The sequence below is a fragment of the Micromonospora sp. NBC_01412 genome (assembly GCF_045040215.1).
In the GTDB taxonomy this organism is placed as follows: domain Bacteria; phylum Actinomycetota; class Actinomycetes; order Mycobacteriales; family Micromonosporaceae; genus Micromonospora; species Micromonospora rubida.
Genome location: NZ_CP109528.1, coordinates 6927943 through 6953562 on the forward strand (window position 1 = coordinate 6927943; position 25620 = coordinate 6953562).

The 25620-nt window shown below is 71.6% G+C and carries 26 protein-coding genes and 3 pseudogenes; 13 read left to right on the top strand and 16 right to left on the bottom strand.

Features of this window, described 5'->3' with window-relative positions:
- Window positions 1-14: 14 nt before the first annotated feature.
- From OG617_RS30140 to OG617_RS30155, 4 genes are all read right to left on the bottom strand, one after another.
- Window positions 15-854, bottom strand: coding sequence for a hypothetical protein (locus OG617_RS30140; protein WP_405096293.1), 840 nt, complete (start codon window positions 852-854; stop codon window positions 15-17).
- Entirely contained in the window at window positions 851-2164 is a 1314-nt protein-coding gene (locus OG617_RS30145; protein ID WP_405096294.1) for a hypothetical protein, read from the bottom strand. The genes OG617_RS30140 and OG617_RS30145 overlap by 4 nt, the downstream gene beginning before the upstream one ends.
- A gap of 153 nt (window positions 2165-2317) precedes the next feature.
- The gene (locus OG617_RS30150) at window positions 2318-3652 is read right to left on the bottom strand and encodes a hypothetical protein (protein ID WP_405096295.1); all 1335 of its coding nucleotides are present in this window, start codon (window positions 3650-3652) and stop codon (window positions 2318-2320) included.
- 224 nt (window positions 3653-3876) lie between these two features.
- The gene (locus OG617_RS30155; protein WP_405096296.1) at window positions 3877-4113 is read right to left on the bottom strand and encodes a hypothetical protein; all 237 of its coding nucleotides are present in this window, start codon (window positions 4111-4113) and stop codon (window positions 3877-3879) included.
- A 392-nt stretch (window positions 4114-4505) separates the two neighbouring features.
- Here OG617_RS30155 and OG617_RS30160 point away from each other — a divergent pair, with 392 nt between their 5' ends.
- Complete coding sequence (locus tag OG617_RS30160; protein ID WP_405096297.1) at window positions 4506-4811, top strand: hypothetical protein; 306 nt, start codon at window positions 4506-4508, stop codon at window positions 4809-4811.
- Between the two features lie 150 nt (window positions 4812-4961).
- On the opposite strand, the pseudogene OG617_RS30165 reads toward OG617_RS30160, so the two are convergent.
- Together OG617_RS30165 and OG617_RS30170 are read right to left on the bottom strand one after the other, a co-directional pair.
- Window positions 4962-5129: pseudogene (locus OG617_RS30165) on the bottom strand (DUF397 domain-containing protein); the annotation flags it as partial.
- A gap of 22 nt (window positions 5130-5151) precedes the next feature.
- Window positions 5152-5451: a Scr1 family TA system antitoxin-like transcriptional regulator gene (locus tag OG617_RS30170; protein ID WP_405104010.1), complete on the bottom strand. Its 300-nt coding sequence runs from the start codon at window positions 5449-5451 to the stop codon at window positions 5152-5154.
- 48 nt (window positions 5452-5499) lie between these two features.
- Between OG617_RS30170 and OG617_RS30175 the strand changes: the two genes are divergently transcribed.
- The 3 genes from OG617_RS30175 to OG617_RS30185 are packed head-to-tail and all read left to right on the top strand — an operon-like array spanning window position 5500 to window position 10179.
- Entirely contained in the window at window positions 5500-6090 is a 591-nt protein-coding gene (locus tag OG617_RS30175; protein WP_405096298.1) for a DUF7019 family protein, read from the top strand.
- Window positions 6091-6099: 9 nt separating this feature from the next.
- Window positions 6100-9555, top strand: a complete 3456-nt coding sequence (locus OG617_RS30180) for a protein kinase domain-containing protein (protein ID WP_405096299.1) — start codon at window positions 6100-6102, stop codon at window positions 9553-9555.
- A gap of 6 nt (window positions 9556-9561) precedes the next feature.
- Window positions 9562-10179: a hypothetical protein gene (locus OG617_RS30185; protein WP_405096300.1), complete on the top strand. Its 618-nt coding sequence runs from the start codon at window positions 9562-9564 to the stop codon at window positions 10177-10179.
- A 53-nt stretch (window positions 10180-10232) separates the two neighbouring features.
- Here OG617_RS30185 and OG617_RS30190 read toward each other — a convergent pair whose 3' ends face one another.
- Both OG617_RS30190 and OG617_RS30195 read right to left on the bottom strand, forming a co-directional pair.
- A complete protein-coding gene (locus OG617_RS30190; protein WP_405104011.1) occupies window positions 10233-10397 on the bottom strand; it encodes a DUF2255 family protein in 165 nt (54 codons plus the stop codon).
- 136 nt (window positions 10398-10533) lie between these two features.
- Entirely contained in the window at window positions 10534-11259 is a 726-nt protein-coding gene (locus OG617_RS30195) for an SDR family NAD(P)-dependent oxidoreductase (protein ID WP_405104012.1), read from the bottom strand.
- A 94-nt stretch (window positions 11260-11353) separates the two neighbouring features.
- Here OG617_RS30195 and OG617_RS30200 point away from each other — a divergent pair, with 94 nt between their 5' ends.
- Window positions 11354-12274: a LysR family transcriptional regulator gene (locus tag OG617_RS30200; protein ID WP_405096301.1), complete on the top strand. Its 921-nt coding sequence runs from the start codon at window positions 11354-11356 to the stop codon at window positions 12272-12274.
- 281 nt (window positions 12275-12555) lie between these two features.
- Window positions 12556-12778 (top strand): annotated as a pseudogene (locus OG617_RS30205) (hypothetical protein); the annotation flags it as partial.
- A 61-nt stretch (window positions 12779-12839) separates the two neighbouring features.
- Here OG617_RS30205 and OG617_RS30210 read toward each other — a convergent pair.
- Window positions 12840-13808 (bottom strand): GlxA family transcriptional regulator, encoded by a 969-nt coding sequence (locus OG617_RS30210; protein ID WP_405096302.1) that lies wholly within the window; start codon window positions 13806-13808, stop codon window positions 12840-12842.
- Between the two features lie 97 nt (window positions 13809-13905).
- Here OG617_RS30210 and OG617_RS30215 point away from each other — a divergent pair, with 97 nt between their 5' ends.
- Window positions 13906-14562 (top strand): DJ-1/PfpI family protein, encoded by a 657-nt coding sequence (locus tag OG617_RS30215; protein WP_405096303.1) that lies wholly within the window; start codon window positions 13906-13908, stop codon window positions 14560-14562.
- 12 nt (window positions 14563-14574) lie between these two features.
- Entirely contained in the window at window positions 14575-14901 is a 327-nt protein-coding gene (locus OG617_RS30220; RefSeq protein WP_405096304.1) for a hypothetical protein, read from the top strand.
- Window positions 14902-15002: 101 nt separating this feature from the next.
- Here the strand turns inward: OG617_RS30220 and OG617_RS30225 are convergent, their stop codons facing one another.
- Genes OG617_RS30225 through OG617_RS30235 form a run of 3 tightly spaced genes read right to left on the bottom strand, consistent with a single transcriptional unit; the run spans window position 15003 to window position 16810 of the window.
- On the bottom strand, window positions 15003-15602 hold the full coding sequence (locus OG617_RS30225; RefSeq protein WP_405096305.1) for a tetratricopeptide repeat protein: 600 nt from the start codon (window positions 15600-15602) through the stop codon (window positions 15003-15005).
- 18 nt (window positions 15603-15620) lie between these two features.
- Window positions 15621-16451 (bottom strand): hypothetical protein, encoded by an 831-nt coding sequence (locus tag OG617_RS30230; RefSeq protein ID WP_405096306.1) that lies wholly within the window; start codon window positions 16449-16451, stop codon window positions 15621-15623.
- Window positions 16448-16810: a hypothetical protein gene (locus OG617_RS30235; protein WP_405096307.1), complete on the bottom strand. Its 363-nt coding sequence runs from the start codon at window positions 16808-16810 to the stop codon at window positions 16448-16450. Before OG617_RS30235 ends, OG617_RS30230 begins: the two co-directional genes overlap by 4 nt.
- 88 nt (window positions 16811-16898) lie before the next feature.
- Between OG617_RS30235 and OG617_RS30240 the strand changes: the two genes are divergently transcribed.
- Window positions 16899-20414 (top strand): CHAT domain-containing protein, encoded by a 3516-nt coding sequence (locus OG617_RS30240; RefSeq protein ID WP_405096308.1) that lies wholly within the window; start codon window positions 16899-16901, stop codon window positions 20412-20414.
- 22 nt (window positions 20415-20436) lie between these two features.
- Window positions 20437-20694 (top strand): hypothetical protein, encoded by a 258-nt coding sequence (locus OG617_RS30245; RefSeq protein ID WP_405096309.1) that lies wholly within the window; start codon window positions 20437-20439, stop codon window positions 20692-20694.
- Between the two features lie 101 nt (window positions 20695-20795).
- Here OG617_RS30245 and OG617_RS30250 read toward each other — a convergent pair whose 3' ends face one another.
- Window positions 20796-21404, bottom strand: coding sequence for a TetR/AcrR family transcriptional regulator (locus tag OG617_RS30250; RefSeq protein WP_405096310.1), 609 nt, complete (start codon window positions 21402-21404; stop codon window positions 20796-20798).
- A 171-nt stretch (window positions 21405-21575) separates the two neighbouring features.
- Between OG617_RS30250 and OG617_RS30255 the strand changes: the two genes are divergently transcribed.
- Complete coding sequence (locus OG617_RS30255; protein WP_405096311.1) at window positions 21576-22262, top strand: SDR family NAD(P)-dependent oxidoreductase; 687 nt, start codon at window positions 21576-21578, stop codon at window positions 22260-22262.
- An 81-nt stretch (window positions 22263-22343) separates the two neighbouring features.
- On the opposite strand, the gene OG617_RS30260 is transcribed toward OG617_RS30255, so the two are convergent.
- The 3 genes from OG617_RS30260 to OG617_RS30270 all read right to left on the bottom strand — a co-directional run bounded on the left by OG617_RS30260 (window position 22344) and on the right by OG617_RS30270 (window position 23813).
- Window positions 22344-22871 (bottom strand): hypothetical protein, encoded by a 528-nt coding sequence (locus OG617_RS30260; protein ID WP_405096312.1) that lies wholly within the window; start codon window positions 22869-22871, stop codon window positions 22344-22346.
- Window positions 22872-23084: 213 nt separating this feature from the next.
- Complete coding sequence (locus tag OG617_RS30265) at window positions 23085-23477, bottom strand: hypothetical protein (protein WP_405096313.1); 393 nt, start codon at window positions 23475-23477, stop codon at window positions 23085-23087.
- 54 nt (window positions 23478-23531) lie between these two features.
- Complete coding sequence (locus OG617_RS30270) at window positions 23532-23813, bottom strand: hypothetical protein (RefSeq protein ID WP_405096314.1); 282 nt, start codon at window positions 23811-23813, stop codon at window positions 23532-23534.
- 431 nt (window positions 23814-24244) lie between these two features.
- Between OG617_RS30270 and OG617_RS30275 the strand changes: the two are divergent.
- Both OG617_RS30275 and OG617_RS30280 read left to right on the top strand, forming a co-directional pair.
- Window positions 24245-24451: pseudogene (locus OG617_RS30275) on the top strand (TetR family transcriptional regulator); the annotation flags it as partial.
- Window positions 24452-24728: 277 nt separating this feature from the next.
- Window positions 24729-25610 carry a hypothetical protein gene (locus OG617_RS30280; protein ID WP_405096315.1) on the top strand — a complete coding sequence of 294 codons (882 nt, stop codon included), beginning with the start codon at window positions 24729-24731 and terminating at the stop codon, window positions 25608-25610.
- The last annotated feature ends 10 nt before the right edge of the window (window positions 25611-25620 follow it).

The window sequence follows — 25620 nt, forward strand, 5'->3', positions numbered from 1 at the left end:
TAGGAGGCCCGGGCCTACGCGTACGGCGCGATCGCCGCCGCCACCAGCCCGCACGACAGGTACCCCCGCATCGTGTGGAAGTCCACCCTGCCGATGTGGGCCTCCGCGTGCAGGTCCACGTCGAACCGGCCGCCCAGCCGCGCGGGCGTCGCCACGAGGTCGCCCGGGTCGGCGATGTTCACCCACCGCCGTACGCCCGGCGGGCGGTGCGCCCGCCCGTCCCGGGGCGGCGGGTCGAGGGCCTCGAACACCGCGCCGGGCAGGCCGAGCGGCGAGCCGAGCGTCACGAACAGATCCACTTCCAGGTCGGGGCGCTGGTGCAGCGCCTCGTACGCCACGACCGAGCCGAGCGAGTGGGCGACCAGCACCCTCGGCCCGTGTGCCCGGACCGCCTCGATCACCGCGTCCCGGGCGCGCGCCCGGGACGCCGGCCGGGTCAGGTAGGTGTAGACCTCCCGCAGGAGCGCGGTCATGATCCTGGCCAGCATCTGCTGCGGACGCCCGTCGCGTTGCGCGAGCCAGCTCAGGCCCTGCCGCAGCGGCACGGTGAGCAACCCCTGCGCGGCCTCCTGCGGCACGCCCAACTCCCGCATCCAGGCCCACGCCATGCGTTGCTCGTCGGGGGTCAGCGCGGCCAGGTCGTCGACGTTGCCCTGGGCGCCGTCGGCCAGCGTGTGCGCGTAGTAGGTGGCGGCCACGGCCGGCGGCCGCTCGACGAGGCCGGCGTCGCGGTAGCCGGTGGCCAGCGCCTTCGCCCACTGCCCGGCGAGCCGGGCCGCAGCCTCCGCGGGCTCCCGTCCCGGCTGCGCGTTCCAGATCCCGTGCACGCCGAGCACCGGCTGGTCGACCGTCATCTCCCATCACCTGTCTTCCGATTCGTGTCGTCGGGGCGCAGCACCGCGTCGACCTGTTCGACGTAGGCGTTGACCTGCGCCTGGTCGTAGCCGCGGAGGACCACATGGAACACGGCGGGCCGCCACGTCCTGGTACCGGAGGTGTTCCGGTCGAGTCGGGCGACCCACTGCACATAGTTGTCGACCTCAGTGCGGTCGTATCCCCTGAGGACGGTGTCGAACTGGGGGAAAACAGGCATGGTCGGCTGACTGCCGGAGGGGGTCGGCGGCCCCTGGTTCGGGCCCTCGTCGTCGGCCCGCCGCCTCCACGGTGCCGGCTGGAGCAGGTCCAGGGCCCGTACGAAGGCGGCCGGCTCCCGCTCGATCGGTTCCGGGGGCGCTGGCGGCGGGCGGTCGTCGGTCGCCGTGTCCTGCGGTCGTGGCCGGTCACCGGCCGGGCGGGTGTCGGGTGTGGCGACGACGGTCCGATGCCGAGGGACGGCCTCGGGCGGGGGACCGGAGAACATGCGGTCGGCCTTCCGGCGCGCGGCGGCGATGATGTCCGCCGCCTCCCGGCGGGCGTCGCTGACGATCTCCTCCGCCCCTAGGCGGGCGTCGGCCAGGATGTCCGCCCTCTCCCGGTGGGCGACGCGCACCAGGGCCTGGGCCTCCTCCCGGGCCTGCGCGCGGGACTCGTCGGGATCGGCGAGTTGCAGCAGTTCCCGGGCCAGGGTCGCCGCGTCGGCCAGCATCCGGGAGCACTGCCGGTCGACCTGGTCGATCATCGCCCGCCGGGTGGCCGCGTTCTCCTCGATGGCCGCCGCCGCCTGCTCGGCCAGTTCCTCCCGCGCGGCCCGCCGCCACAGCTCGGCCTCCTCCTGCGCGGCGCTGATCAGCAGCGTCGCGCGCCGGCGTGCCTGCTCCCGCAGCTCCTCGGCGTCGGCGACGAGCCGCTGGGCCCGCTTGTCGGTGTCGGCGTCGAGCCGCTGGGCCCGCCTGTCGGCGTCGGCGAGCCGGGCGGCGGCCTCCCGGTCGACCTCGACCGCCCGCTGGCGCAGGTGTTCGGGGGGCAGCTCGCCGTACTCCGCCAGCCGGGCTGCGAGGTCGTCCGCCGTGCGCGTCGCCTGGTCCAGCGCGGCGCGCAGCCGCCCGTTCTCGTGGGCGTGGGTTTGCACCGCACGGTCGAGTTCGACCAGCCGGTGTTCGGCCTCGGCGTATCGGGTGGCGAGCTGGGCGAGCCGGCGGGTGAGCGCCTGGACCCGCCGCCGGTCGGGCGGCGGGTCCGACCCGGCCTGTTCCGCCGCCGGTCCCGGGGTCGATGCCCGATCCACAGGGGAGCCTTCCGTTCGGCTGTGTGTCGACGACCCGCACGAGGGCCGCGCATGCGCCGAGCGGGGCGACCCGGCGGCGGGCCTCGACAGTAGACGCGATCATCGCGACCGGACGTCACCCGTGCTGTCCGATCGGCGACATCGGGCCGACCGTCAGTCAGTCCCGTCGCCGGCCGGGGCCGTGTCCGTCCGGTCGAGGCGAGCAAGTAGGGCGTTGACCTCCGTGTGCAGCCGGCGCAGCTCCGCCGCCGTCGGACGCACCCGCCGCCAGTAGCCGTCGACGCCGCACTCCAGCGCCAGCCGGATCAGGCACGCGCACGCCCGCGGCCACCAGCCGGCGTCCACCGCCTGCGCGCCGAGCGGGCCCGCCCCGCGCAGCAGCTGGTCGGCCGCCGCCAGGCAGCGCTGGGGGGTCGGCGTGGTCACCCTGCTGCGGAGCATTGTCGGGGCGCTCACGACAGCGCCCCCGCCGGGGCGTGGGTGTCCGCGACGAGGCCGGGCAGGTCCGCCAGGTAGGCCCCGTGCACGCCTTCCCTGCACGCCCGGTACGCGTCGACCGCCCGGTGGCCCCGCCGGCCCGGCCAGCCGAGCACCTCGCCGCCGCGTTCGGCGTCGTCGAAGACGGCCAGCGCCACGGTCGTGGTCAGCCGACGGGACGAGGCGACCGCCGCCTCGATCTCGTCGTGCGGCACCCCGCGCGCCACCCTGGTCCGCCACGCCCGCTGGTGGCAGGCAGCCTCCACCGCCGAGCGGCACAGCTCCGCACGACCGGCCCGCGCACCTCGGCCGGCACCTCGTCGCTGCGGGACAGCGCGCACGCGTCGTCGAGGTAGCGGGACACCGGGTCGGAGCCGGGCGCAGCGTCACCACCGACTGCTCCGCCCGGTGCACCTCCACGATCCGGGTTCGGCCCAGGTCCAGCCGGTGCACCGCGTCGGGCAGCCGGGTGTCGTGGGTGAACACCACCACCTGCCGGTGTTCGGCCAGCTCCGCGAGCACCCGGGCGAGGTTGTCCACCTTGGACGGGTCCATGCTCTGCACCGGGTCGTCGACGATGACGAACCGGAACGGGCTCTCCTCGGCGCAGCTGCGCGGCAGGAACGTGGCCAGCCCCAGGGCGTGCATCTCGCCCTGGCTCGTCACCCCCAGCGCGGTGCCGTTGTCGGAGCCGTCCACGCTGACCGGGAACACCACCCGTCGCCGGGTGTTGGTTCCGGCGAGGGTCACCGTCCCCAGCTCGACGTTGCTCTCCTGACGCAGCTGCTCCCAGATCCGCTGGGAGTGCGCGGCGAACGGCGCGACCCGCTCGTCGCGGATCGCCGCGCCGGCCTCCTTCAGCCACCCGCGCGCGGCCTTCAACCGGGCCAGGCTGGCCTCCCGGGCGGGCAGGCCCGTCGAGGCGGCCAGCCAGCTCCGCAGCTCGGTCACCGCCGCACGCCACCCGGTGTCGCGCCCCCGCAGGAACTCCTCGGCGTGCGTCCGCGCCATGTCCGCCGCCGCCAGCACCCGCGGGTACCGCGCGGCGAGGTGGTCGGCCAGCTCCGCGGGATCAGCGGGTACGCGCCGCAGCGCCCGCCGCAGCGCCCCGCCGTCTCGCGCAGCGTCCCCGCCGTCTCGCCCGCCGTGGGCGGCACGTCGTCTCCGGGGACCGTCAGGGCGTCCACGAGGTGGTGCGCCCGCCGCAGCAGTGCGGTCAGCCGGGTCGCCGCCGACTACGCGGCGACACTGCGGCGCCGCAGCTCGGTCAGCGACGCCGTGGCGGTGGCCCGCCACCCGCCGTCGAGGGTGCCGGTGGCGCAGGCCGGGCAGGGGCCCTCGCCCCGGTCCTCGTGTTCCTCCAGCGCGAGCCGGAGCAGTTCCGCGCCGCGCAGCGCCGCCCGGGACCGGTCACCGTCGTGCCGCACCGCTTCCTCCGCCGCCTGGCGCAGCTCGCCGGCCAGCCGGGTCATCTCTCACGGAGATGGGCGACCATCCAATTCGAATGCGCCTCTGACGATACAAGATGCCCCCGACAAGAGCCATCGCCGCGCAATTCCCGCGCGCATTGAATCGCACTTGAGGTTGTCGCCTCCTTGAATTGATCACGGGCGCGCGTCGTGCGCAGAACGTCAAGACGGTCTGAAGTGGACGTACGGACGAGGTGACCGAAAGCGGAAGTCGATAGGTTCGCCGGCATGACATGTCGAAACGACCCGGCCTACGGCGGGCGTCAGGAATGACTGTGCAGTCTCACCGGTCTTCCGGCTACCCGCCGCTGTCGCCGACCCCGACGATGGCCAGGCACTCAGGATGTTCGCCCGTGAAGGAACCGCACGGTCCACCGATCTAGGAGCCCACCCCTATGGCACGCATTTCCGCAGATGACCTGAAAGTGCCTGTCGGCATCGGCTGGGCACCGACCCTCGCCGTCCTCGCCGCAGGCATCCTTCCCGCCCTCTACGGTGCCTACTGGGCGATCCCTCTCACCGCTGGCACGGTGTCCGCAGCCATCGGGGTGTGGCGGGCGGTGCGCATCCTCGGCATGATGCTCGACCACCTGCACTGGCGGGACCTGGAAGTGCCCGCTGGCGAGAGCCCCGACTGCGCTGCCTGCGGGGACAGCCCGATGCCCGGCTACCACTGCGTCCACTGCGGGAGGCAGGGCTGACCCGTGGACAAGCAGCCCCTCGGCGGCTGGGCACCCGCTGGTCAAGTGGATGGCCACGGGTCCGGACGGCGTGGCGAACTCGGTCCTCGACCGAGCGCGAGACGGGAGCGCGTTCGGCCTGCCCGCCGGCTGCGCTCCCGTCTGTGGTGTTCAGCGCGCCGACATGGTGGACCGGACGAAGCTGGTCCAAGCGGCGGGGGAGAAGGTGAGGGCGTGCCCGGCCGGGTCCTTGCTGTCGCGTACGGCGACGAGGCCGGGCAGGTTGTCGGCGACCTCGACGCACGCGCCGCCGTTGTCGCCGCTGCGGGTGCTCTTGCGTCACTGCGCGCAGAACAGGTCATCAGCCATGATGGACCTCTTCCTTGATGTTGGCGGAGATCCTTCTCGATTGTTCCTCATCAAGCGCGAGGCTGAGTAGGCTCGCCCAGACCTTCTCGTAGACCGCCAATTCCTCGGGTCTGTTCAGGTAGAAGGCCCCGGTCACCGACCCGCAGTAGACGACGGACGGGCCAGGGATGACTCGGTTGCCAAGCGGGAAGTCGAGCATGACGAAGGCACCCGCCAGCGCGCCGTAGTGAGCGCCTGCGGACAGCGGCAAGACCCGGATGAACACGTTGGGCGGGGTCGTGCGCTCAAGGATTCATCGAGTAGTCTGAATCCTGATAACTCCCCGTCACCGGAGCGCACCTTGGGTCTCACGTATTACCTCTACCTATCGCGTCTCAAGATCGGGCTCCTCGCGGCGCAAGTCGCCTCCTCCGCGCAGCACGAGACCGAACTCGCCGTGGATCTGAAGTTGGTCCGCTACAGCCGCAAGGCGGTCCTGCCCGAGCGCCACGACCTCGACAAGCTCGAAAAGGTTGTCCGGCACCTTCAGGACGCCGACCAGATCGGCACCGCAGCCGAGCCAGGCCCCTACTTCCAGGCCTGTTTGGAGATGCGCTGGAAGGTCTTCCCCACCTCCGGCATCGTGGTCTTCGCGGGAACGCTCGACGACCAGGTCATCGTCCTGGGCGGGTCGGCGTCGCACGTGGTCGGCGGAGGCGATGCCGAACCGCTCGGATCGGTCCCGCCGTACCTGTTCCGCAAGCTTCAGGAACTGCAATCGGACCCGGGCGAGTTCGACGACGAACGCTTCCACGAGACCCTGTCGCAGATCGGAACCGCGCTTCCGGGCCCGACACAACGGGTCGAGTTCATCGCCAAGCGGCTGGCCGAGAAGTCAGGGCCGAAGGGCACGCTGCTGGGCAGCCCGATCTACGTGGCGCTCGTCGACTAGGGCCTCGGTGTGAACGCGGGGGAGGTGATCCGGTGGCGGCCAGGGGAGATCGTCCTCGACACGTTCCGCATCGAGGAGGTCGTCGAGACGGGCGGCATGGGATTTGTGTACCGCGCCCATCACCTCGCCTGGGGCGTCGACCTCGCCGTGAAGACGCCCCGCCCCGACCTGGCCGCGGCCCCCGGCATTCTTGACCTGCTCGCCCAGGAGGCGCAGGCCTGGACCGATCTCGATCCCCATCCGAACGTGGTCGGCTGCAACTACGTGCAGCGCGTCGGCGCGTACCCGGTGGTCTTCGCCGAATGGGTCACGGGCGGCGACCTGACCTCGGCGGTGCGGGAGGGTCGGTGCCGCGACCTCCCGCGGGCCCTCGACGTCGCGATCCAGATGCTGCGCGGCATCGGGCACGCCCATGCCGCGGGTCTGGTGCACCAGGACATCAAGCCCTCCAACGTCATGTACGACGGCGAGACGGCGAGGGTGACCGACTTCGGAACGGCCAAGGCGAAGGCGTCCGTCTCCCACACCCCGGAGGGTGGCGCCGAGACCGCGTACGCGACGCTCGGCGGCTTCACGCCGCAGTACTGCTCCCCCGAGCAGGTCGATCCGGACGGCAGGATCGGCCGGGCCAGCGACATGTGGTCCTGGGCGCTGACGGTGATCGAGTTGCTGCACGGGCGTCGGCTCTGGGAGTGGGGCCACGGCGGCGCGGATGCGCTGGCGGCACTACGCGGCGATCTCCCGCAAGCGCTGCGCGACCTCCTGGCGGGCTGCCTCGCCCGCGACCCCCGGTCGCGGGTCAGCGACACGGCGGAGGCGGAGGCCGTCCTCCTGGAGGTGTACGCCGACCGCACCGGGACCCCCTACCCGCACTCCAACCAGGTCCCGCCGTCGCTGCGGGCCGACGGCCTGTCCAACAAGGCGCTGTCGCTGTGGGACCTCGGTGAGCCGAACCGGGCGATCGAGCTGTTCGAGCGAGCCAGGGCGATCGATCCGCACAACGTCCGCGCGGTCTACAACCGCGGGCTCATCAGGTGGGCCGACGGCCGGGTCACCGACGAGACCCTGCTGTCGGAACTGCGCGCCACCGGCGACTCGTGGGAAGCGGACTACCTGGCCGCGATGGTGCACATGGAACGTGGCGACGGTGTCCTCGCGGCGCACCACCTGGCCCAGGCGGCCCGGAAGCATCCGGGCTCGCCCGAGATCGCGGCCGCGAGCGAACGCTGCGCCCGGTTGGAGCCGAGAGGCACCCTCGAAGTGTTCGGGTGGACGTCCGGCAAGGTCGTGGCGATGGCCTGCGACCACGACGCGACACATGTCGTGGTGGCGGAGGAGTCGGGCCGGGTGCGGATCTGGGACGCGTTCGAGGGCCGGGTCGTCGGGGAACTCGCCGATTCCGGTCGGACTCCCGTCGACGTCGCCATCGACCACGCCGGCACCCGGGTCCTCGTCTGCTACCAGGATTTCCTGGTCGAGAGGTGGCATCTCGCCGACGGAGCCGCTGATCTCGAAGGCCGGTGGGAGGGAGGAACTGCCGTGGCGCTCAGCCCCGAGGGCGGCTTCGCGGCGGTGGGAACGGCCGACGGTCGTGTCCTCGTCTTCCGCGCCGGCACGTGGCAGCCGGTTGCCGACATCCGGGCCCACGAGGGCAGGGTCACCCGGGTGATCCTCGGCGAGGACGCCGAGGTGTTCGTCTCCGCCTCGCTGGGGCGTCCCAACTCCGACGTCGATCACCGGGTGGAGCAGTGGTGGCCGCTGCGTCGTACCAGGAAGCGGGGCCTGCGCATACCTTCCGACGGGTCGGATCGGGACGACCAGAAGGTCGCCCTGGCGGCGGACGGTTCGGTCGTCCTGAGGCTCGACTTCCGCTCCATGATGATGGTGGACATGCGGGTCTGGGACGAGCCGCGACGCTGGGAGATCCCCTGGCTCATGGGATACCGCATGCTCGGCGTCTCTGGCCGGGCGGGTTGGGCCCTGCTCGAACCCGGGACCGGAGACCTCCAGGTCCTCGAACTCGCCAACCGTCGGTGCGTCCGCACCTTCCCCAAGGACTGGGAGCGGGGCACGCATCGCGACGCGACCGCGTTCAGCGGCGACTGCGGGTACGCCGTCATCGCCGAATCGGCCGGCTACCGTGACCGGACCTCGCTGTCCCGCCTCCCCATGCCGCTGCGCGGACATCTCGCCCCCTGGTCGTACGCGCCGCCTCGCCCGGTCGGTGTCCTCGCGCACGAGGAACGAGCATTCGAGCAGGTGATGGAACGCATCGAAGGGATGATCGTGACCGGGGAGGGCCGGCGCGCGACCGACGCGATCCACGAGGCGAGAGCCATTCCCGGCTATCAACGCCATCCTCGTGTGCGTCGGGCGTCACGGGCCGCGGGCCGGAACCTGCGGCGGACCGGATTGAACGGTATCTGGGTGGAGCAGGTGCTGTCCGACGTGACGCTCACCCGCGGGGCCTTCGATGTCAGCGACTCCGGGAGGCTGTTCGCCTTCCCCGCCAACTTGGACGAGGTCGAGATCTTCGACCTGGAGACGCTTGAGAAGGCCGGTTCGGTGATCCAGCGACGGAACCCCGCCACCAGACTGCACTTCGCCCGAGCCGGGCGCGACGTGATCATCGGGTACGCGGACGGGTCGGTGGCGTGCCACGACACCGCGACGTTCCAGCCGCGGTTCAAAGTCGTCGGCGCCCGGCTCCGCGATGAGGGGAACACGACGCTCGACATCTCGGGCGACCTGCTGACGGTCGGGTTCGGACATGGGCTGGCGACGGTGTGGTCGCTGGAGGCCGCCGCCCACATCGCGACGGTCCGCACCGGGCGCGGGACGATCGTCGGCGTCACAGCCGACGAGAAGTCCCGCTCGATCGCGGTGCTACTGCGAACCGGCGACACGAGCACTGTGGAGGTCCGGTCGATCGACACGGGAAAGCCGGTGAAGTCCTTCGAACACGTCGACGCGCACACCGAGATCCGCTTCGCCGCTGGCGTGCTGTTGCTGGCCGAGATGCACCGCGTCACCGCCTGGCGGCCGGGCGGCAGGCACCCGCTGTACCGCCTCGACGGGGTCAAGCGCAGCTCAATGGCGGACCTGGCCTTCGCTGACAATCGGCGCCTTGCCGTCATCGCCGGAACGACGGGCTTCGTGGTCTGGAACCCCGCGAACGGGGATCTGGTGTTCGACGGGAGGGCCCTCGACGAGCCGTCCGAACTCCTGCACGGAATCGACAAGGTGGCGGTGTCCTCCGACGGGAGGTTCGCCGTGGCGGGAGACCCGGGAGAACAGACCGTCGACGTCTGGGATCTGCGCGCAGGGCGCCGGATCCGGTCGCTGCACGGCCACGCCGAATGCGTGAATGCGATACGCGCCGATGCCGCGTTCGGCACGATCGTCACCGGTGACCACAAGGGCAATGTCCGCATCTGGGGCCTCGATTGGGACTACGGGGAGTGATCGGCGATGACTAGACGTCACCACCAGCACGAGGAGCTGCGCAACGCGTTCCTGGCCAATCGGGAACGTGTCAGATCCTGGCTCGAGGCATGGGAGATCCCCGAGGTGGTGTGGACCGACGAGTTCAATGAGGTCCCTTCGCCCTGGGTCGTGGTGGAGCGGGACAGGGCGAGCTGGCTCAAGCGCCACGCGCCCTTCATGGACGAGTACGACTGGATGTTCTTCGCGCGGCCGCTGAGCCCGGGGGTCCGTGAAGTGCGGGCCCTGTGGCACTTCGGGGCGGGACACCGGTTCGAGAAACTCGATCTGACGATCATCAGCCTCTGCGACCCCGGATACCTGGCAGAAAAGCTGACCATGGCGGTTCACCACGCCGACTTGAAGAGCTGGCGGGACGAGGACGCACAGTCGCTCTACCAGTGGCTCGTCAATGGCGTGAGCACGACGCCCATCGGCGGCGGCGTGCGGGGCAGCAATCGTTTGGGATTCGTTCTGCTGGACTTCACCCGATTCCCAACCCCCGACGGCGACGTGACGGTGCGGCTGACCGCCGTCGAGACGGACCGTGCATTGGACGGCTCGCCACTCGACGACGACGGGGTCTCCATTCCCCCCGCATCTTGATCCGACAGGCAGGTCAGCCGCCATCGGGCAGCCGTTATTCGTACTGTTCCTGGTCACGATTGAGGCGGCATCGACAAGCCGGTGTTCCCTCGGTACCAGGTTCGCACATATACCTGCTCATTGACGCACACGAACCAAATCGGCAACCAGCGCCACAGGGTCCCGTCGGTACGTTTGGCGGCAGTCTGCAGTTCGTCGGCAGAGCCGATTCGCCGTATGTCGTCCGGAGTTCAGATGGCAGCCATGATGCGAAGTTCCCCCATTCGTTCGCGTCCGTTGCGCGACACCCCACGAGGTCTTTGGCAGCCCGGAGACCTCGTGGGGCATCTCAACGGTGGGCGAGCAGGAGGCTCGTCACCAGGGCACATTCCCGGCGTCGTCGAACAGCCCTCCGGTCGGGCCGTCGTCCGGCAGCGTGGCGAGCCGAATGGCGATCTTGGCGCCTTCTGCGGGCGTGCTGGTTCCGTGGAAGGCGTTGAGATCGGTCGCGACGTAGCCGGGGCAGGCATTGTTGATTTTGATGTTGGTGTCGCTCAGCTCCTTGGCGTACTGGATGGTGACCGCGTTGAGGAACGTCTTCGACGGTGAGTACGCCCCGCTGACGCCGCCGAGGTCGACGCCCGGCGTGGTCTGCAAGGCCAGGGAAGCGACGTGGCTGGACTGGTTGACGATCCGCGGGCGCTCGGAGCGGCGCAGCAGCGGCAGCATCGCGTTGATGACCCGCACGACGCCGATCACGTTGGTCTCCACCACCGCCCGCATACCCTCCGGCGTAACGGTCGAGGGCTCCTCCGGCCATGCCCCGGCGACGCCGGCGTTGTTGACCAGCACGTCGAGCCGCCCGGCGCGCTCCTCGATCAGTGCGGCGGCGGCCGCAACGCTCGCGTCGTCGGTCACATCCAGGGGCACACCGAACGCGTCGACGCCGGCCGCACGTAGCTTCGCCACGGCGTCCTCCCGGCGCTGCTCGTCCCGAGCCCCGATTCCGACGCTCCAGCCCAGCGCGCCGAGCCCGGCCGCGATCTCGTATCCGATTCCCTTGTTCGCGCCTGTGACCAGTGCAATCGTCTGTTCGCTCATGCCTTTGAACGTAACGGGCAACCGGCAGGCACCAACACCGTCTGAGTCACGCAACGATACCCAGCTGATATGGATCGAACGGTAGTCTGAACGGGTGGAGACGCGGGAGTTGCGGTACTTCGTTGCGGTCGCCGAGGAGTTGCACTTCGGCCGGGCCGCCCAGCGCCTGGGTATCGCCCAGCCGCCGCTGTCGCGGACGATCACTCAGCTCGAGCAACGACTCGGAGTTCCGTTGCTGAAACGCACCAGCCGCAAAGTCACGCTCACTGAAGCCGGATCAGTGCTGCTGGCCGAAGGCCGGGCGATCCTCGGGGCGCTGGCCGCAGCCGAGCGGCGCACCCAGCATGCCGCGACGAGTCGGCCCTCGCTCGTCCTGGCCGCCAAGGCCGGCGCCTCCGGCGAACTACTGGCAAAGCTACTCGACGCGTACGCCGCCGAGCCGGGTGCCGTCGCCGTCGACCTGCTGCTCTGCGAATCCCAGCCCCAGCAAACGCTGCATGACGGCCAGGCCGACGTGGCACTACTGCATCAACCCTTCGACTCGACGGCCGAACTCGACACCGAAATCCTGAACACCGAGGGACAGGTAGCCCATCCTTCCCACCTCGCATCCACTCGCCGGCAGATCCCACGTCCGGACAGCGGATGTCAGTTCACTGTCGGACCTCCCGCTTGCCCGCTGGCCCGGCCCCGGCGGCGCCTACCCCGAAGGCCCCGGCGCGGAAGTACGCAACCAGACGCAGCTCTTCCAGCTGATCGCGCTTGGGCGCACCACCGTGGTCATGCCCGAATCCTGCCGAGCCAACCTGCTCGAAGGCCTGGCCGCCGTGCCGGTTCTAGACGCGCCGACCGTGACGACCGTCATCGCCTGGCCGCCACACAGCCGCTCCCGAGCACTCGCCGACCTAGTCCGCATAGCCACACGCCTCTGAGCCTTCGCTCCCCAGTCCCGCCGACTGCCAAGGCGAATGTCCGGCGATTGCCGGACACGACCGCAACGCGACACCCGTGCTGAGTCACTTCACGGACGTGTTCCGCTACCCCTGGCAGACCGACGACCCGAGGTAGCTTCGGCGCCTGACCGCCAAGGCCCTGAAAAGTCGGGCGGGTCTCCAGCCTGGAGTGGCTCCAAACCGGGCGGTCCGCCACCCTCCGGGGGCATCCCCCACCGAACGGGCACTTACCTCCGCCCGGTCCCGATCCCGCAGGCTGAGCAAGGCGTCCCACCCCCACCCCGCGGCGGTGATCAAGAGGTTTACGTCAAGTTTGATCGCCGATCCCGACATAAACTTCTTGATCGACACCCAAGGCCACTGTGTCCCGGGGCGGGGCGGGGCGGGGCGGGGCGGGGCCGGGCTGGCCGGCGACCGGGTGGTGGCGGTGGGCAGCACGGGACGTGTCCTGGTCTCCGCCGCAGCCCGTGCCCTTCCGGGGGAAGGACTGTGCCGACCTGGGCCTGCCGGCCGCGCTGTCCCGGTTCACCGGCGCGCCCGAGCCGGTGCGCCGGGCCCGTCGTGCCCCGCAGTCAATCCGTGACCCTACCGGTGGGCGGGGAGCGCAGCACCGGCTGACGGTGTGCGCTACGCGGGCGCGCCCGTCGCCGTGCGGGGCCGGGGGCGGAAGGTGCTGCGGTACGCCTGCGGCGCCACCCCGCTGATTCGCTTGAACTGGACGCGGAAGTGCGCCGGCGAGGCGAAGCCGACGAGGTGCGCGATCCGGTCGACACCGTGATCGGTGCTCTCCAGCAGCTCCTGCGCCCGGCGGACGCGCACGGCGGTGACCCACTGCATCGGGGTGCGGCCGGTCTCCTCGTGGAAGCGGCGGTTGAGGGTGCGCACGCTGAGCCCGGCATGGGCGGCCACATCGGCCAGGGTCAGCCCCTCGCAGGCGTGCAGTTCCAGCCACTGCAGGACCGCGCCGAGGCCGATCTCGGTGCCGCCCGCCCCTGGGCGCACGATGAACTGCGCCTGCCCGCCGTCGCGGTGCAATGCCGCCACGGCCTGCCGGGCGGCGTCGGCGGCGACTGTGGCACCGTAGTCGCGGCGCACGAGGTGTAGGCACATGTCGACGCCCGCCGTCGCCCCGGCCGAGGTGACGAACTGGCCCGCGTCGACGTACAGCACCTCGGGGTCGACCCGCACGGCCGGGAACGCCGCGCGCAACCGCTCGGCGGCGGCCCAGTGCGTGGTGGCCCGCCGGCCGTCGAGCAGCCCGGCGGCGGCGAGCGTGAACGCGCCGACGCAGATCGAGGCGATGCGGGTGCCGGCGGCCGCAGCGGCCCGCAGCGCGCCCAGTGCCGCAGCGGGCACCGGCACGGCCGGATCGTACCGACCGGGCACGATCACGGTGTCGGCGCCCGCGAGCGCGTCGAGGCCGTGGTCGACGGCCAGTCGCAGCGGGCCGGCGTCGACCGTGGGCTCGCTGCCGCAGACCAGCACCCGGTAGCCGGCCCGACCGTCCGGCAGCCGCACCCGGCCGAACACCTCGATCGGCGTGGCGAGGTCGAACGCGATCGTGTCCGGTAGCGCCAGGACGAGCACGGTGTGCACGGCGACACTCCTCTGTCGAAGGGCGCGGCAGGAAACAGTCGAACGATGGCAATCTTGCCACTGGTCGCGTCGACCGGTGACGCCGAGGATCTGAGCCATGTTGGTGCAGATCGTGTTGTTCGACGGGTTCGACCCGCTCGATGTCATCGCCCCCTTCGAGGTCCTCGCGGCCGGAAGCGACGCGGCCGGAGGTGCCCTGACCCTGGAGCTCGTCTCCGCCGAGGGCCGGCGGGACGTGGTCAGTGGCACCCGCGGCCTGCTGCTGCGGGCGACCGGGAAGCTGGACCCGGACCGGCCGGGCTACGTCGTCGTACCCGGTGCCAGCGGGCCCACGGTCGGCGACCCCGACCAGGGCGCGGTGACGATCCCCGTACTGCTGGCCCGATTCGCCGAGTCGGCGGTCGTACCGCTGCTGCGCGCCGCCCTCCACAACCCCGACGTCACGGTCGCGGCCGTCTGCGGCGGGTCGCTCGCCCTGGCCATGGCCGGCCTGATCGACGGCCGCCACGCGGTGACCCACCACCTCGGCATGGACGTGCTCGACGCGACGGGCGTCCGCGCGGTGCCGGCGCGGGTCGTCGACGACGGCGACCTCGTCACCGCCGGTGGCGTCACGTCCGGCCTGGACCTCGGGCTGCACATCCTGGAGCGCGAGTTCGGCCCGCGCGTCGCGCACGCCGTCGAAACCCTCTTCGAGTACGAACGGCGCGGCATCGTGTGGCGCAATGCCGGCCTCGCGCCCGTCACGGTCTGAAGGGAGGCGCTCGTGCACCCCATTCTCGGCACCTGGGACGTCAGCTTGAAGACCCCGATCGGCACCCTGCGCGCCACCTATGTCTTCGACGACGTCAGCGGCGCGCTCACCGGCACCGCGTCGACCGCGTCGGAGACCGTGGCGCTGGCCGCACTCGTCTGCGACGGCCCTCGGGTGACCTGGCGGCAGTCGGTGACCCGCCCGATGCGCCTCAATCTCGACTTCGACGTAGTCGTGGATGGCGCCACCCTGACCGGCCACTCCCGCGCGGGACGCCTGCCCCGTACTGCGGTTACCGGCACCCGCCGCGATCAGGCGTCCGGAGACACTCGATGTTAGGCCACGGCCGAGTTGTCTCGGCAGGAACCGTCGTTGTGCTCAGACAAGGAATGCAGCAGGGCCGCTCGGCGATCCCGAAGTCCACGCACCCCCGACGTCCTTCAGGTTCGGTGGGTGTTGCGCCGCGCCACCCGCAGGTTCTCGCCGATGTCACGCACCAGCGGGTCGTGCGGTCCGAAGGCCTGGGCAGCCACCTGGTAGCTGGATTCGAGCAGTTCCAACGCGGCCTGGGCGTCGCCGGCCATGAACAGCGACACCCCGAGGGTCTTGGCCGTGACCAGGGTGGCCGGATGCGCCTCGCCGAGCTCGCGCCGCTGGCGTCGCAGGGTCTCCCGCAGCACCGGCAGCCCCTCGCCCCACTCGTGGATCAGCACCAGTGCGCACCCAAGGTTGTAGGCGTACATCAGTGTCGTCGGATGGCGGCGGCCGAGGCTGGCGGCGGCCCGGCGGTGAGCTTCGCGGTGCCGGTCGGCCGACTCGACCGGCCGACGGAGGCGGAACAGCGCGGACCCGAGCCGGTCGAGGGTGCACAGGGTCTCGGGATGATCCGGACCCAGTTGGCGCTCGCAGTCGGCCAGCAGGGTGTGCCAGGCGCGCTCGGCGAGCGCATACTGGCCGGCGTCGAAGAGGGCCAGCGCGGCCCGGGCGCGCCGGTCCAGGTCGGCGGGCAGCGGCTTGGGTCGGGACGGCAGGAATCTCATCCGGTGCTCCTCGGGTCGCTACACGGGCCCGGCCTTGCCGAGCCGGTCGTCGAGCGCCCGCCCCTCGGCGGGGCTCGGCTCGGCACCGGCCAGCGGCTGGCCGAGTGCCTCCGCCAGGTCACGCAGGCGCAGGTCGAGCGCGGATTCGATCAGCTCGGCCAACTCGGCCAGCGTGTCGCGCAGGCGACGCCAGGCGGTCAGCAGCATCCCCGCCCCGACCAGCAGCGCAGGCCACCACCGCAGCCCGAGCAACAGGTACGGCACCGCCCAGCCGACCAGCGCGACGGCCTCGCCGTAGCGGGTCCGCACGTCGCTGATCGGGCGGCGGGAGTCCTCGTCCAGCAGCAGCCACAGCCGTGGCCACACCAGCGCCGCGCTGAGGTGGTACTGCGCCCGCACCCGCACCTCCACCAGCCGGGCCCGGTCGCCCAGCCAGGTGGGACGCTGCGGCAGGTACGCGGCGACGACGGGCGCGTCGGCGCGGCGCGCGGCGGCGAGCGCCCGGGAGCGCCGTGACCACCGGGTACGGGTGATCAGGTCACCGGTGAGGAAGCGCTCGCGCAGCCACCAGCGCTGGGCGAGCCGCCCGAGGCCGGGTGCAGCCGTGCCGGCCAGCCCCGCCGCGACGAGGGCGGCGGCCAGCGTGACCACCAGCCGTCCCGGATCCGCCGCCAGGTCGCGGCCCGCCCGCCCGGTCGTCGCGGCGAGGTGGTCCACGTCGAACGGGCGGGTGTGACCGAGCGCGACGGCGACCGCCGCGACGGCGACCAGCAGCAGACCCGGCAGGAGGACCGCAGTCAGCCAGCGGCCGTTGATCCGCTTGCCGACCTCGGTGAGGACGCCGATCATGCCGGCCGCATCGGGGTGCCGAAGGCGGGGCAGCGGGGCGGGTGGCCGTGCTCGTCACGGGTGGCGCGGCGGGCGCACCGGTCCCGCGGGCAGGTGTAGTCCCCCGCACCGACACCCGGCGTGTGGGCCAGCCCCGGCAGCCCGGCCAGCCCGGCCGTCGGTCGGTCGGCCCAGCCGCGCAGCTCCCCGGCGGCGTCGCGTGGCTGCCACTTGAGCAGCGCCTGCCGCGCGGAGCCGCCCGCCCGGACCCGCTCGGCGTCGCGGTCGAGCCGGTCGAGCACGCCGTTGGCCCGGGCCTGCTCGCGCAGCGCGGGCAGTAGAGCGCACCACACGGCCAGGACGTCTACATCGGACTGCACCTGAGTGACCTCCCCGGTCCGTTGTGGGCGCCTGAGTCTATCGAGCTGCTCTACCCTGGGTGTCACGCCGACCACGGGAGGTTGTGCGGTGTTTCGACGACGCGACCGGCCAGCGGGTGACGAGGATCGGATCGGTGCCGCGCTGCGGGAGGTCCGGGGCTGGCTCGCCCGGTTCCGTGAGTCCGGCCGGACCGCCGACCTCGACGAGGCGGTGGCCGCGGGAGCGTATGCGCTGGCGCGCTGTCCCGCCGACGCGCCGGAGCGGTTCGCCGCCCTGCTCGTCATCGGCGAGGCGCGGAAAGCGCGCGCCGAGGTCGCCGATTCACCCGAGGACCTCGCGGGCTGCGTCGAGGTCTACCGGGAGCTGGCCCGGCTGGCCCCGGTGGAGCAGCCCGACCTGACGGGCGTTTTCCTGTACTCCTTCGCCGGCCTGTCGCTGCGGCTGGGGGTCGTCACGGGCGTACAACGCCACGTCGAGGACGCCGTGCTCGCCGCCCGGGAGCTCAACGACCTCGGCGCGTCGACCGGCACAGCCCCGATGCACGCCGCAGCGGCCGAGCTGCTGGGGCAGGCGGTGCTGCTGCTGCCCGTCGACCATCCCGACCGCGCCGCGTTGGCCGCCCTGCGCGGCGCCGCCCTGATCCAGTGGACGGAACGCACCGGCGACGGGTCGCGGATCGGTGAGGCCACCGAGGAGGTGGAACGGGCGGTGCGGCTGTGCCCGGCCGGTGATCCCAACCACCTGCCGTTCGTGGCTCTGCTCAGCGGCGTACACCTATTGCGCTACCAGCAGACGGGCAGCGCGGAGGCGCTCGACGCGATGCTGCGGTCCACCCGCGAGGTGCTCGACCTGTACCCGGCGGAGCATCCCGCGGCGATGGCCATGTTGCACAACCTGGGCCTGGGGCACCGTGACCGCTACCGGCTGACCGGCGATGTGGCCGACCTGGACACTGCCGCGCACCACCTGCGGCTGGTCGCCGAGCGGGCAGCGGACGACACGATACGCGCGTCGGCCGAGGGCGCGCTGGCCGAGATCGTCGACCTGCGGGGTCCGCAGCCCCCGGTGCGCCTACCCCCCGACCTGGTGTTCGTCGCCGGCCCCGGCTCCACGCCACTGCGCCCGGCGGCCGAGGTCGCCGTCGACGACGTCGAGGATCTGGCCCGGCACAGCGCGGCGCTCGCCGGCCTACTCGGCGCGTACGAGCGCACCGGCGACCTCGCCCTGCTGGAGCGCGTCCGCGACGACGGGCACACCCTGCTGGCGCGGTTGCCCGCCGGTCATCCGGCCCGTCCGATGATCGCCATTCCCTTGGGCCCGGCACTGATGCGCCGTTTCGAGGCGCACGGGCTGGCCGCCGACCTGGACGAAGCGGTCGATCTGCTGCGTGAGGCCGTCGACCGCCCCGCGTTGAGCCCCACGCACCTCCGCGGTGAGCTGATCAACCTCGCCGCGGCCCTGATTAACCGGTTCCTACGCGACCGCGACGTGGCCGACCTCAACGAGGCGATCGCACACAGCCGCCGCGCCGTGGAGCTGACCGAGCGGGAGGATCCGAGTCATGCCCGCTACCTGCTCACGCTGGGCACCGCGCTGGTCTACCGGTCGCAGCACACCGGGCGGCGCTTCGACCTGGACGAGGCGATCGAGGTGGGGCAGGCGGCCCTGGCGGCAGCCGGCACCGGGGACGTCGCCAACCTGGCGCGGGCAAACCTCGGCAACCGGCTGCGTCATCGCTTCGTTCTCGGGCGCAACCCGGACGACCTGGACGCGGCGGTGACCCACCTGCGCGCGGCGGCGGCAGTCGATCCGAACCCGAACACACGGCTCAACCTCGCTCTTGCCCTGCGGGACCGTGGCCCGGAGCGCCGCGATGATCTGCTCGAGGCGGTCGACGAGTTCGGCGACGTCCTCGCCGCGGTGCCGCCGGGCTCGCCGGCCCACCTGACTGCCCGGTTGGGCCTGGCCCAGGTGCTTGGTGACCTCGGTCGCGCCGAGGAGGCCCTCGCCGTGCTTGACGGGGTGGCGGAGGTGGGCCCCGACCGTTCCTTCGACCGGATGGACGCGCTGGCGATGCTCGCCGGGCTCCGGGCCGAGTTCGCCGCCGACGGTCGCGCCGGGTGGAACGACGCCGCCCGGGCCTACGACGACGCCGTGGCGCAGCTGCACCTGACCGTGTGGCGGGGGCTCGGGGCCGCGGACCGCGACACCCTGGTCAAGCGCTGGGCGATCGTCGCGTGCGACGCCGCAGCCGCGGCGATCGCCGCCGGCACCCCCCGGCGGGCGGTGGAACTGCTCGACCACGGACGGTCCCTGTGGTGGGGGCAGGTGCTGGACGGCCGGGCCGAGTTGACCGCGCTGCGCGCGGCCCATCCGGACCTCGCCGACCGACTCGCCGCACTACGCGAGGACCAACCGGTGGGCACCGACGGGTCGGCTGACGCCGCGCGCCGGCGCCGTTCGGCACGGGGGTGGGACGAGGCCGTTGCGGCCGTACGCGCCCGGCCCGGATTCGCCAACTTCCTGCTGCCCACGCCGTTCGTCGAGCTGGCGCAGGCGGCGACCGACGGCCCGGTGGTGCTGGTCAACGTGAGCCGCCACCGGTGCGACGCGCTCGTGCTCACCGAGCGGGACGTCCACGTCGTGCCACTGCCGGAGCTGAGCGCGGCGCAGGCCGACGAGCGCACCAGTCGATACCTTGAGACGGTGACCCAGGTCGGCGTCGGCGGCCTCTCGTCGGGGCCCCGCGAGCAGGTGCTGCTGGGCTACCTGGAGTGGCTGTGGGACGCGGTCGCGGCCCCGGTGCTCGCCGCCCTGCCACCGTCGGTGACGAGGCTGTGGTGGTGCCCGACTGGCCCGCTCGCCCTGGCCCCGCTGCACGCCGCCGGCTATCACGATCCCGACGACCAGCCCGTAGGGCGCGCGGTGCTCGACCGGGTGGTCTCATCGACCACCTCGACCGTGCGGTCGCTGCGCCATGCCCGCCGGCCGTCACGGTCGTCGGAGCACCGACTATTGGTGGTGGCCTGCGCCGAGCGGCCCGGCTACGTCACCGGGCTGCCCGACCTGCCCGCCGCAGCCCGGGAGGCCGACCTGCTACGGTCCCGCTTTCCCGACGCCATAGTCCTGAGCGGAGCGTCGGCCACCCTTGCCCGGGTGACGGAGCTGCTGGCCGGGCAGACCTGCGCCCACTTCGCCTGCCACGGCGACGTCGGCTCGGAGGGTCGGGCCGCGCTGTTCCTCGCCGACGCCCCGCTCACCACCACGGACCTTGCGCGGTTGGATCTCTCCGACGCGCACCTGGCGGTGCTGTCGGCCTGCCACACCGCCATGGGCGGCGCTGAACTGCCCGACGAGGCCGGCCACCTGGCCGCCGCCCTCCAGGTGGCTGGGTTCCGCCAGGTCGTCTCCACGCTGTGGGCGATCGGCGACGACACCGCGGCTGCCGTGGCTGCCGAGCTGTACGACGTGCTTGCCGCCCAAGGCGGCGCACTCGACCCGTCCCGGTCAGCGGAGGCGCTGCACGGGGTGACGGCGCGGCTGCGACGGCAGGATCCGTACCAGCCGAGCCGGTGGGCACCGTTCATCCACCACGGCAGGTGAACACGGAGCGAGTTCGGCTCCGGTGAGCAGCTACTTTCGGCAGAAGCTTCAGCCCGCCTGGGAACAGACGGTCGCGGAGGCCCTGGCGGCACGACTCGGCTGCGAGATCGACGTGGACCTGCGGCCCCGCACCCTTGCGGGTGCGGCGATCGGCGCACTGAACGCCGCGATCGCGATCTGGGTGGCCGGCGACTGCGTCGGCCTGCTGCCCGACCTGACGGAGAAGGCCTTCGACGTCCTACGCCCCGATCGGGGCAGACCCGACCTCGACGCCACCTGACGCCCTCGACACGCCTGGCCAAGAGCCGCTGGCGCATCGAGCACGACTACCGCGAACTCAAGACCGATCTCGGACTTGACCACTGAGTACGGCAACGGCACTCAGGAGTGGAGCGCGACGGCTCGCAGGGCGATGTCGACGGAGGCCTGGAGATCTTCGCGGCTCGCGCCGGACGCGGCGTGGACGGCGTGGCCCGCGCTGAGCGCCATCACGAATCGTGCCAGCGCCCGGGCATCCATGCCGTCCGGGAGGTCTCCTTCCTTCGCCGCGCGGGACAGTCGTTCTTCGAGGGCGGACTCGGTGGCGGCCCGGCCGGCGGCCAGGATCTCGGAGATGCGGGCGTTCTCCGGCGAGCAGGCCAGCCCTCCCTGGATGGAGAGGCAGCCGGCGGGGTGATCGTCGGCGGTGAGGCCGTCGGCGCTGGAGCGCAGGAACGCTTCTATGGCGGCGTACGCGGTGGGCTGTTCGAGTGCGGCGCGAGCGCTGGCCACCTGGGTCTCGTGGTAGCGGGCGAAGGCGCGCTGGAACAGCTGCTCCTTGCTGCCGAACGTGGCGTACAGGCTCGGCCGGTTGATGCCCATCGCGCTGGTGAGGACGCTCAGCGACGCACCTTCGTAGCCGTGTCGCCAGAAGACCTCGGCGGCGCGGGCGAGGACCGTCTCCTCGTCGAAGGCCCGCGGTCGTCCGATGGCGGGCGTCTCAGTGCTCATGGGTTCAGTCTACCGCTCGGTACAGATGGTGATCCGACTCACCGACCGATCAGTACAAAACCTGCTACCGTTGCCCTGCAACCGAGCAGTACAAAAGGCGGCCGGGCTTGAGCACCGCGGTCGTTCATGGCTTGTCAACGGCCCGCTCCGCCGCAAGACTCGAGGAGACACATGACCGTCACACTGATCACCGGCGCGAACAAGGGCATCGGTTTCGAGACAGCCAAACAGCTCCTCGAACTGGGTCACATCGTGTACATCGGCGCACGCGACGTCGAGCGAGGCGAGAAGGCCGCGGCGGCACTGGGCGTACGATTCGTGCAGCTCGACGTGACCGACGACGCGTCGGTGAGCGACGCGCTGGCAACTATTGATTCGGCCGAGGGTCGACTCGACGTCCTGGTGAACAACGCGGGTATCCTCGGGGCCGGAGTCATCGACGGACCAACGGCCCTCCGCGTGTTCGACACCAACGCGGTGGGGATTGTCCGAGTCACGGAGGCAGCACTGCCCCTGCTGCGAAAGTCGTCGAACCCCACGGTGGTCACCCTTTCCAGCAGCCTTGGATCTTTCTGGGCGGTGAACAATCCCGACCGGCCGGAGTTCAATATGCCGTTGGCGCTCTACGCGGCGTCCAAGTCGGCAGCCACCATGCTCACTGTCCAGTACGCCAAGTCCCAGCCGGGTATCAAGTTCAACGCAATCGAGCCCGGCGCCACCGCCACCGACATGACCGCCGCCTTCGGAATCGGGAGATCAGTGGTGGAAAGTGCCAAGACCGTGGTGCGCCTGGCCACGCTCGGCGCGGACGGCCCGACCGGGACCTTTACGGACGAACTCGGGGAGTTGAGCTGGTAGGCGGCAACGCCCATACCAGTCGATGGCGTCGTCCGGCAGCAGCCCGGCGGGGCGACCCGGTTCGGGGCACCCCGCCGGGAATCACTCGGAAATGACGAACTGCGCGGTGCTGGTGGTGTCGTAACTGACGCCGTACTTCTCGGCGTGGTGGACGCAGTTGACCGTGACCGTCCGGGACTGGACGGGAACGCCACTGACCGGGACTGTCGGAGACCAGAAGTGCACATCAACGAGCGCACCGTTGTTCTCAGAGTCGTACTCCTGCGTGCTGTAGCTGAGCACGTTGGCGAAGCACCGCACGTTGATGTAATTGGCGTCCACCCGGTCGTTGCCCCAGGTGGCGAGCCGTGAATACCCACGGACCTTGACGCCGCCGGTGCGCAACGGCCAGGCTCCCTCGTGACCGGTCTCTTCCAGTTGGATGACGCCCTGCAGGTTGTACGCCGGCGAAGGCGGCGTAACGGGGCCGCCGCCGCCACCGTCACCGCCACCGCCGCATTCCTCGATGGGGCACTCGGGTAGCCAGGCATGCGCCGGCATGGCCAGCGCGCCGGCACCCGCAAGGCAGGCCAGCAGGGCGATTCCGACGGTTGCAGTGCGTCTGAGCACGTCATCTCCTGTCAGCAGACACCCAGATTGATAACCCTGGGCGCTCGATTGGGCACGTGCAGTATCCAATCGGCCTTCGGCGGAGCCATATCGACCATGCGGCCGTGCGGTCGCCGCCATCCGGCGGTTCCGTCCACCCGGGACCCTTTTCCAGCGCATCCGGACAGCGGAGGTTGCCGAGGCCGGAGCCCGCTCTACGACGACGCTTCATATTCAGCTCGATCGGGCCCGCTGGCGGGCGTTGATGTCCGCGCCCCCGGCGAGCCGGGTCTCGTCGGTGACCGTCGTGCTCCGCACCAGGACCGCGCCGATGTCGTAGTCGAAGCCGGTGATCTGGTCGGCGTCGTACTCCCAGTGTTCCAGCCCGAAGGTGCGGCCATGGTCGCTTCGCGTCCAGCCTTGCCGTCGCGCGTCGGTGCGGTCACGGTCGCTTCGGGTCCAGCCCTGCCGTCGCGCGTCGGAGTCGGCGGCGGTGCCGGGTCGGATCTCGACGAACGCTCGCCGGCCTGGTCCGGAGGCGGTCACCTCGGTCACCAAGCGTCGGCCGAGGCGCAGTGCGGTCAGCTTGTCGGCGGGCCACTGCGCCCCGCCGTCTCCCGCAGTCATGCCGGGACCTTACCGGCGGGGCCGGCATGACCGTGTGCCCGTGCAGTCGAACCCTTAGCCGAGACCGCGGTGGGCCGCCCAGAGCGCGCCGGCACGCCGGGCCGCCTCGTCCGCCAGCGCGATCAGCTCGGGTCTGTCGGGAACGGGGAACGAGACGTACGCGCCCCGGCCGCCGGCGGTCGGTCGGCCGTAGGCCTTCGCCGCGAGGCGCCCGTCCGGGAGAAGCCGGACGTTGAGCGTGCTCAGCCTGAACTCCTCGCCGCGTCGGGTGTCGGTCCAGCGGAGTTCTTCCGGGATCGTGACATTGATGGCCAGTGCGCTCACGTCGATCGTCATGTCGCTGTCCACGGGCGCATCTTTTCATGTGAGTCCACACCCAGGGTCATTGCGTTGTCGCGGGTGCGGTCCCCGGTCGGCCGGGGGACCGTGGCCGGGGCGGAGCTGTGGACGCGGCGGAACTATGGCCGGGGCGGAGCTGTGGGCGGGGCGGTCGACGCCGTGGGCGGCGCCTATGGAGCTGAGTCGTTTACGTCATCAACGCCGGTCGGGCCACCGCCGTCGCCTCACCCACCGCCCGTCGGGTCGTCGCTCACGGTCGCCGAGCACGCCGAGCGCGGCTGATGTCGGATCCGACTCAGCTCCATAGGCGCCGCGAGACACACCCGCCATGGAGCGGCGCCTACGGCAGAACCCCCAGACCTCCCGATCGAAGCGCCCCCGCCCGACTTCGCAATCGCCCTGGTCGACACCCGCCTGGGCTCTGCCCCTTGCACCAACACTTCCTCGACCAGCTCGAACCCGTCTGCGCTCAACTGCTCGACGCCGCCGTAGGCTCGGAAGAGATCAGTCCCGGCCAGGACGCCTACGAGCTCATGCGCGGCGCCGGAAGTCTCTGCGCCGGCGCAGGCCATTCCCGCTACGACCCACGCCGACTCGTCGAAGTCCTCGTCGCCGGGCTGAGCAGACCTCACTGACAGGTCCAAGGCCCGAAGCAGGCACCGCCAGCAGCGCACTCCGCACCGCCGGAGCGACCACCGTCGCCGCCGTCAATCGCCACCACGCCCGCGAGGGCAACCGCTCACTGGCACCATTTGGCAGCACCTGGCGACCTTGGCGGTTCCTGGGGATGATGGGCGAATGCTGGAGCGGATCGCTGTAAGTGGCGGCGGGCCGGCGGCACGACTTGCCACGCGGCTGCTCTGTAGACGGTTGCGGCGCCGCCACCGTCATACCGGCGCGGCGGTCCGGCTGATGTCGGGTGCGCGGGACGAGCGGGTCTCGGCGATGGCCGAGGAGGCCCTGGCCCGAGCCTGGGGCAGCGACCAGAAGGCGTCCAACCGTATCTGGACCGCGCTGGCCGATACGCCGGGGCCGGCGTCGCGGTTCCTGTTCGCGCCCGCGCCGGACTGTCCGCACGAGCCGCGGGTACGGCTGATCACCGCGCCACCAGACGGTGGCCGGGTGCTGCGGGCCGCGCTGGACTGCCCCGATCCGAAGGTGCGCGAGGCGATGGCCGGCGTCCTGCGCGCCACCGACCATCCAGTTCTCCTCGGTGACTTCGAGGCGGCCCTGGGCGGCGGGGGGACCGCCTCCCAGGCGGTGCTCGACCTCGCGCTGGACAACCCCCACCTGTGCCGGCCCGCGCCGGTCGGGCAGTACCGCACCGGGCTCGCAGTCGTCGCGATCCTGAAAGGGCGGGTCGACCTGCTCGACAGCTACGACCCGGCGTCCGTGGTGTCGGAGCTGGTGCGCCTCGCGGGCGGGACGTTCCCGGCACCGGTCGCCGAGGTGTGCCGCTGTTGGCTGCGTGCGCTGGGCCCCGGCCCGGGCCGGGAGTGGTTGTGCCTGCTCGCCAGTGAGGGCGACGCCGAGGCACTGGCCGCCGCCATGGACAGCGGCCAGGAGCCGGAGTCACCGAACCTGTTGGCACGTTTCCTCTTCTGCACCGAGCAGTGGGAGCGGTACGACGCCTTGGATCCCGACGGCGCCCTGCTGGAGGAGCACGTCCAGGGGATTGACGAGGACTCCTGGGACCACTTGGCGGAGACCGCCCGACGTAACGGACGCAAGGCGCCGGAGTTGAAATGGTCGCCGACGATGCTCCTGACCGGCCCCGACTCGGAGTCCCGATAGGGCAGGAAAC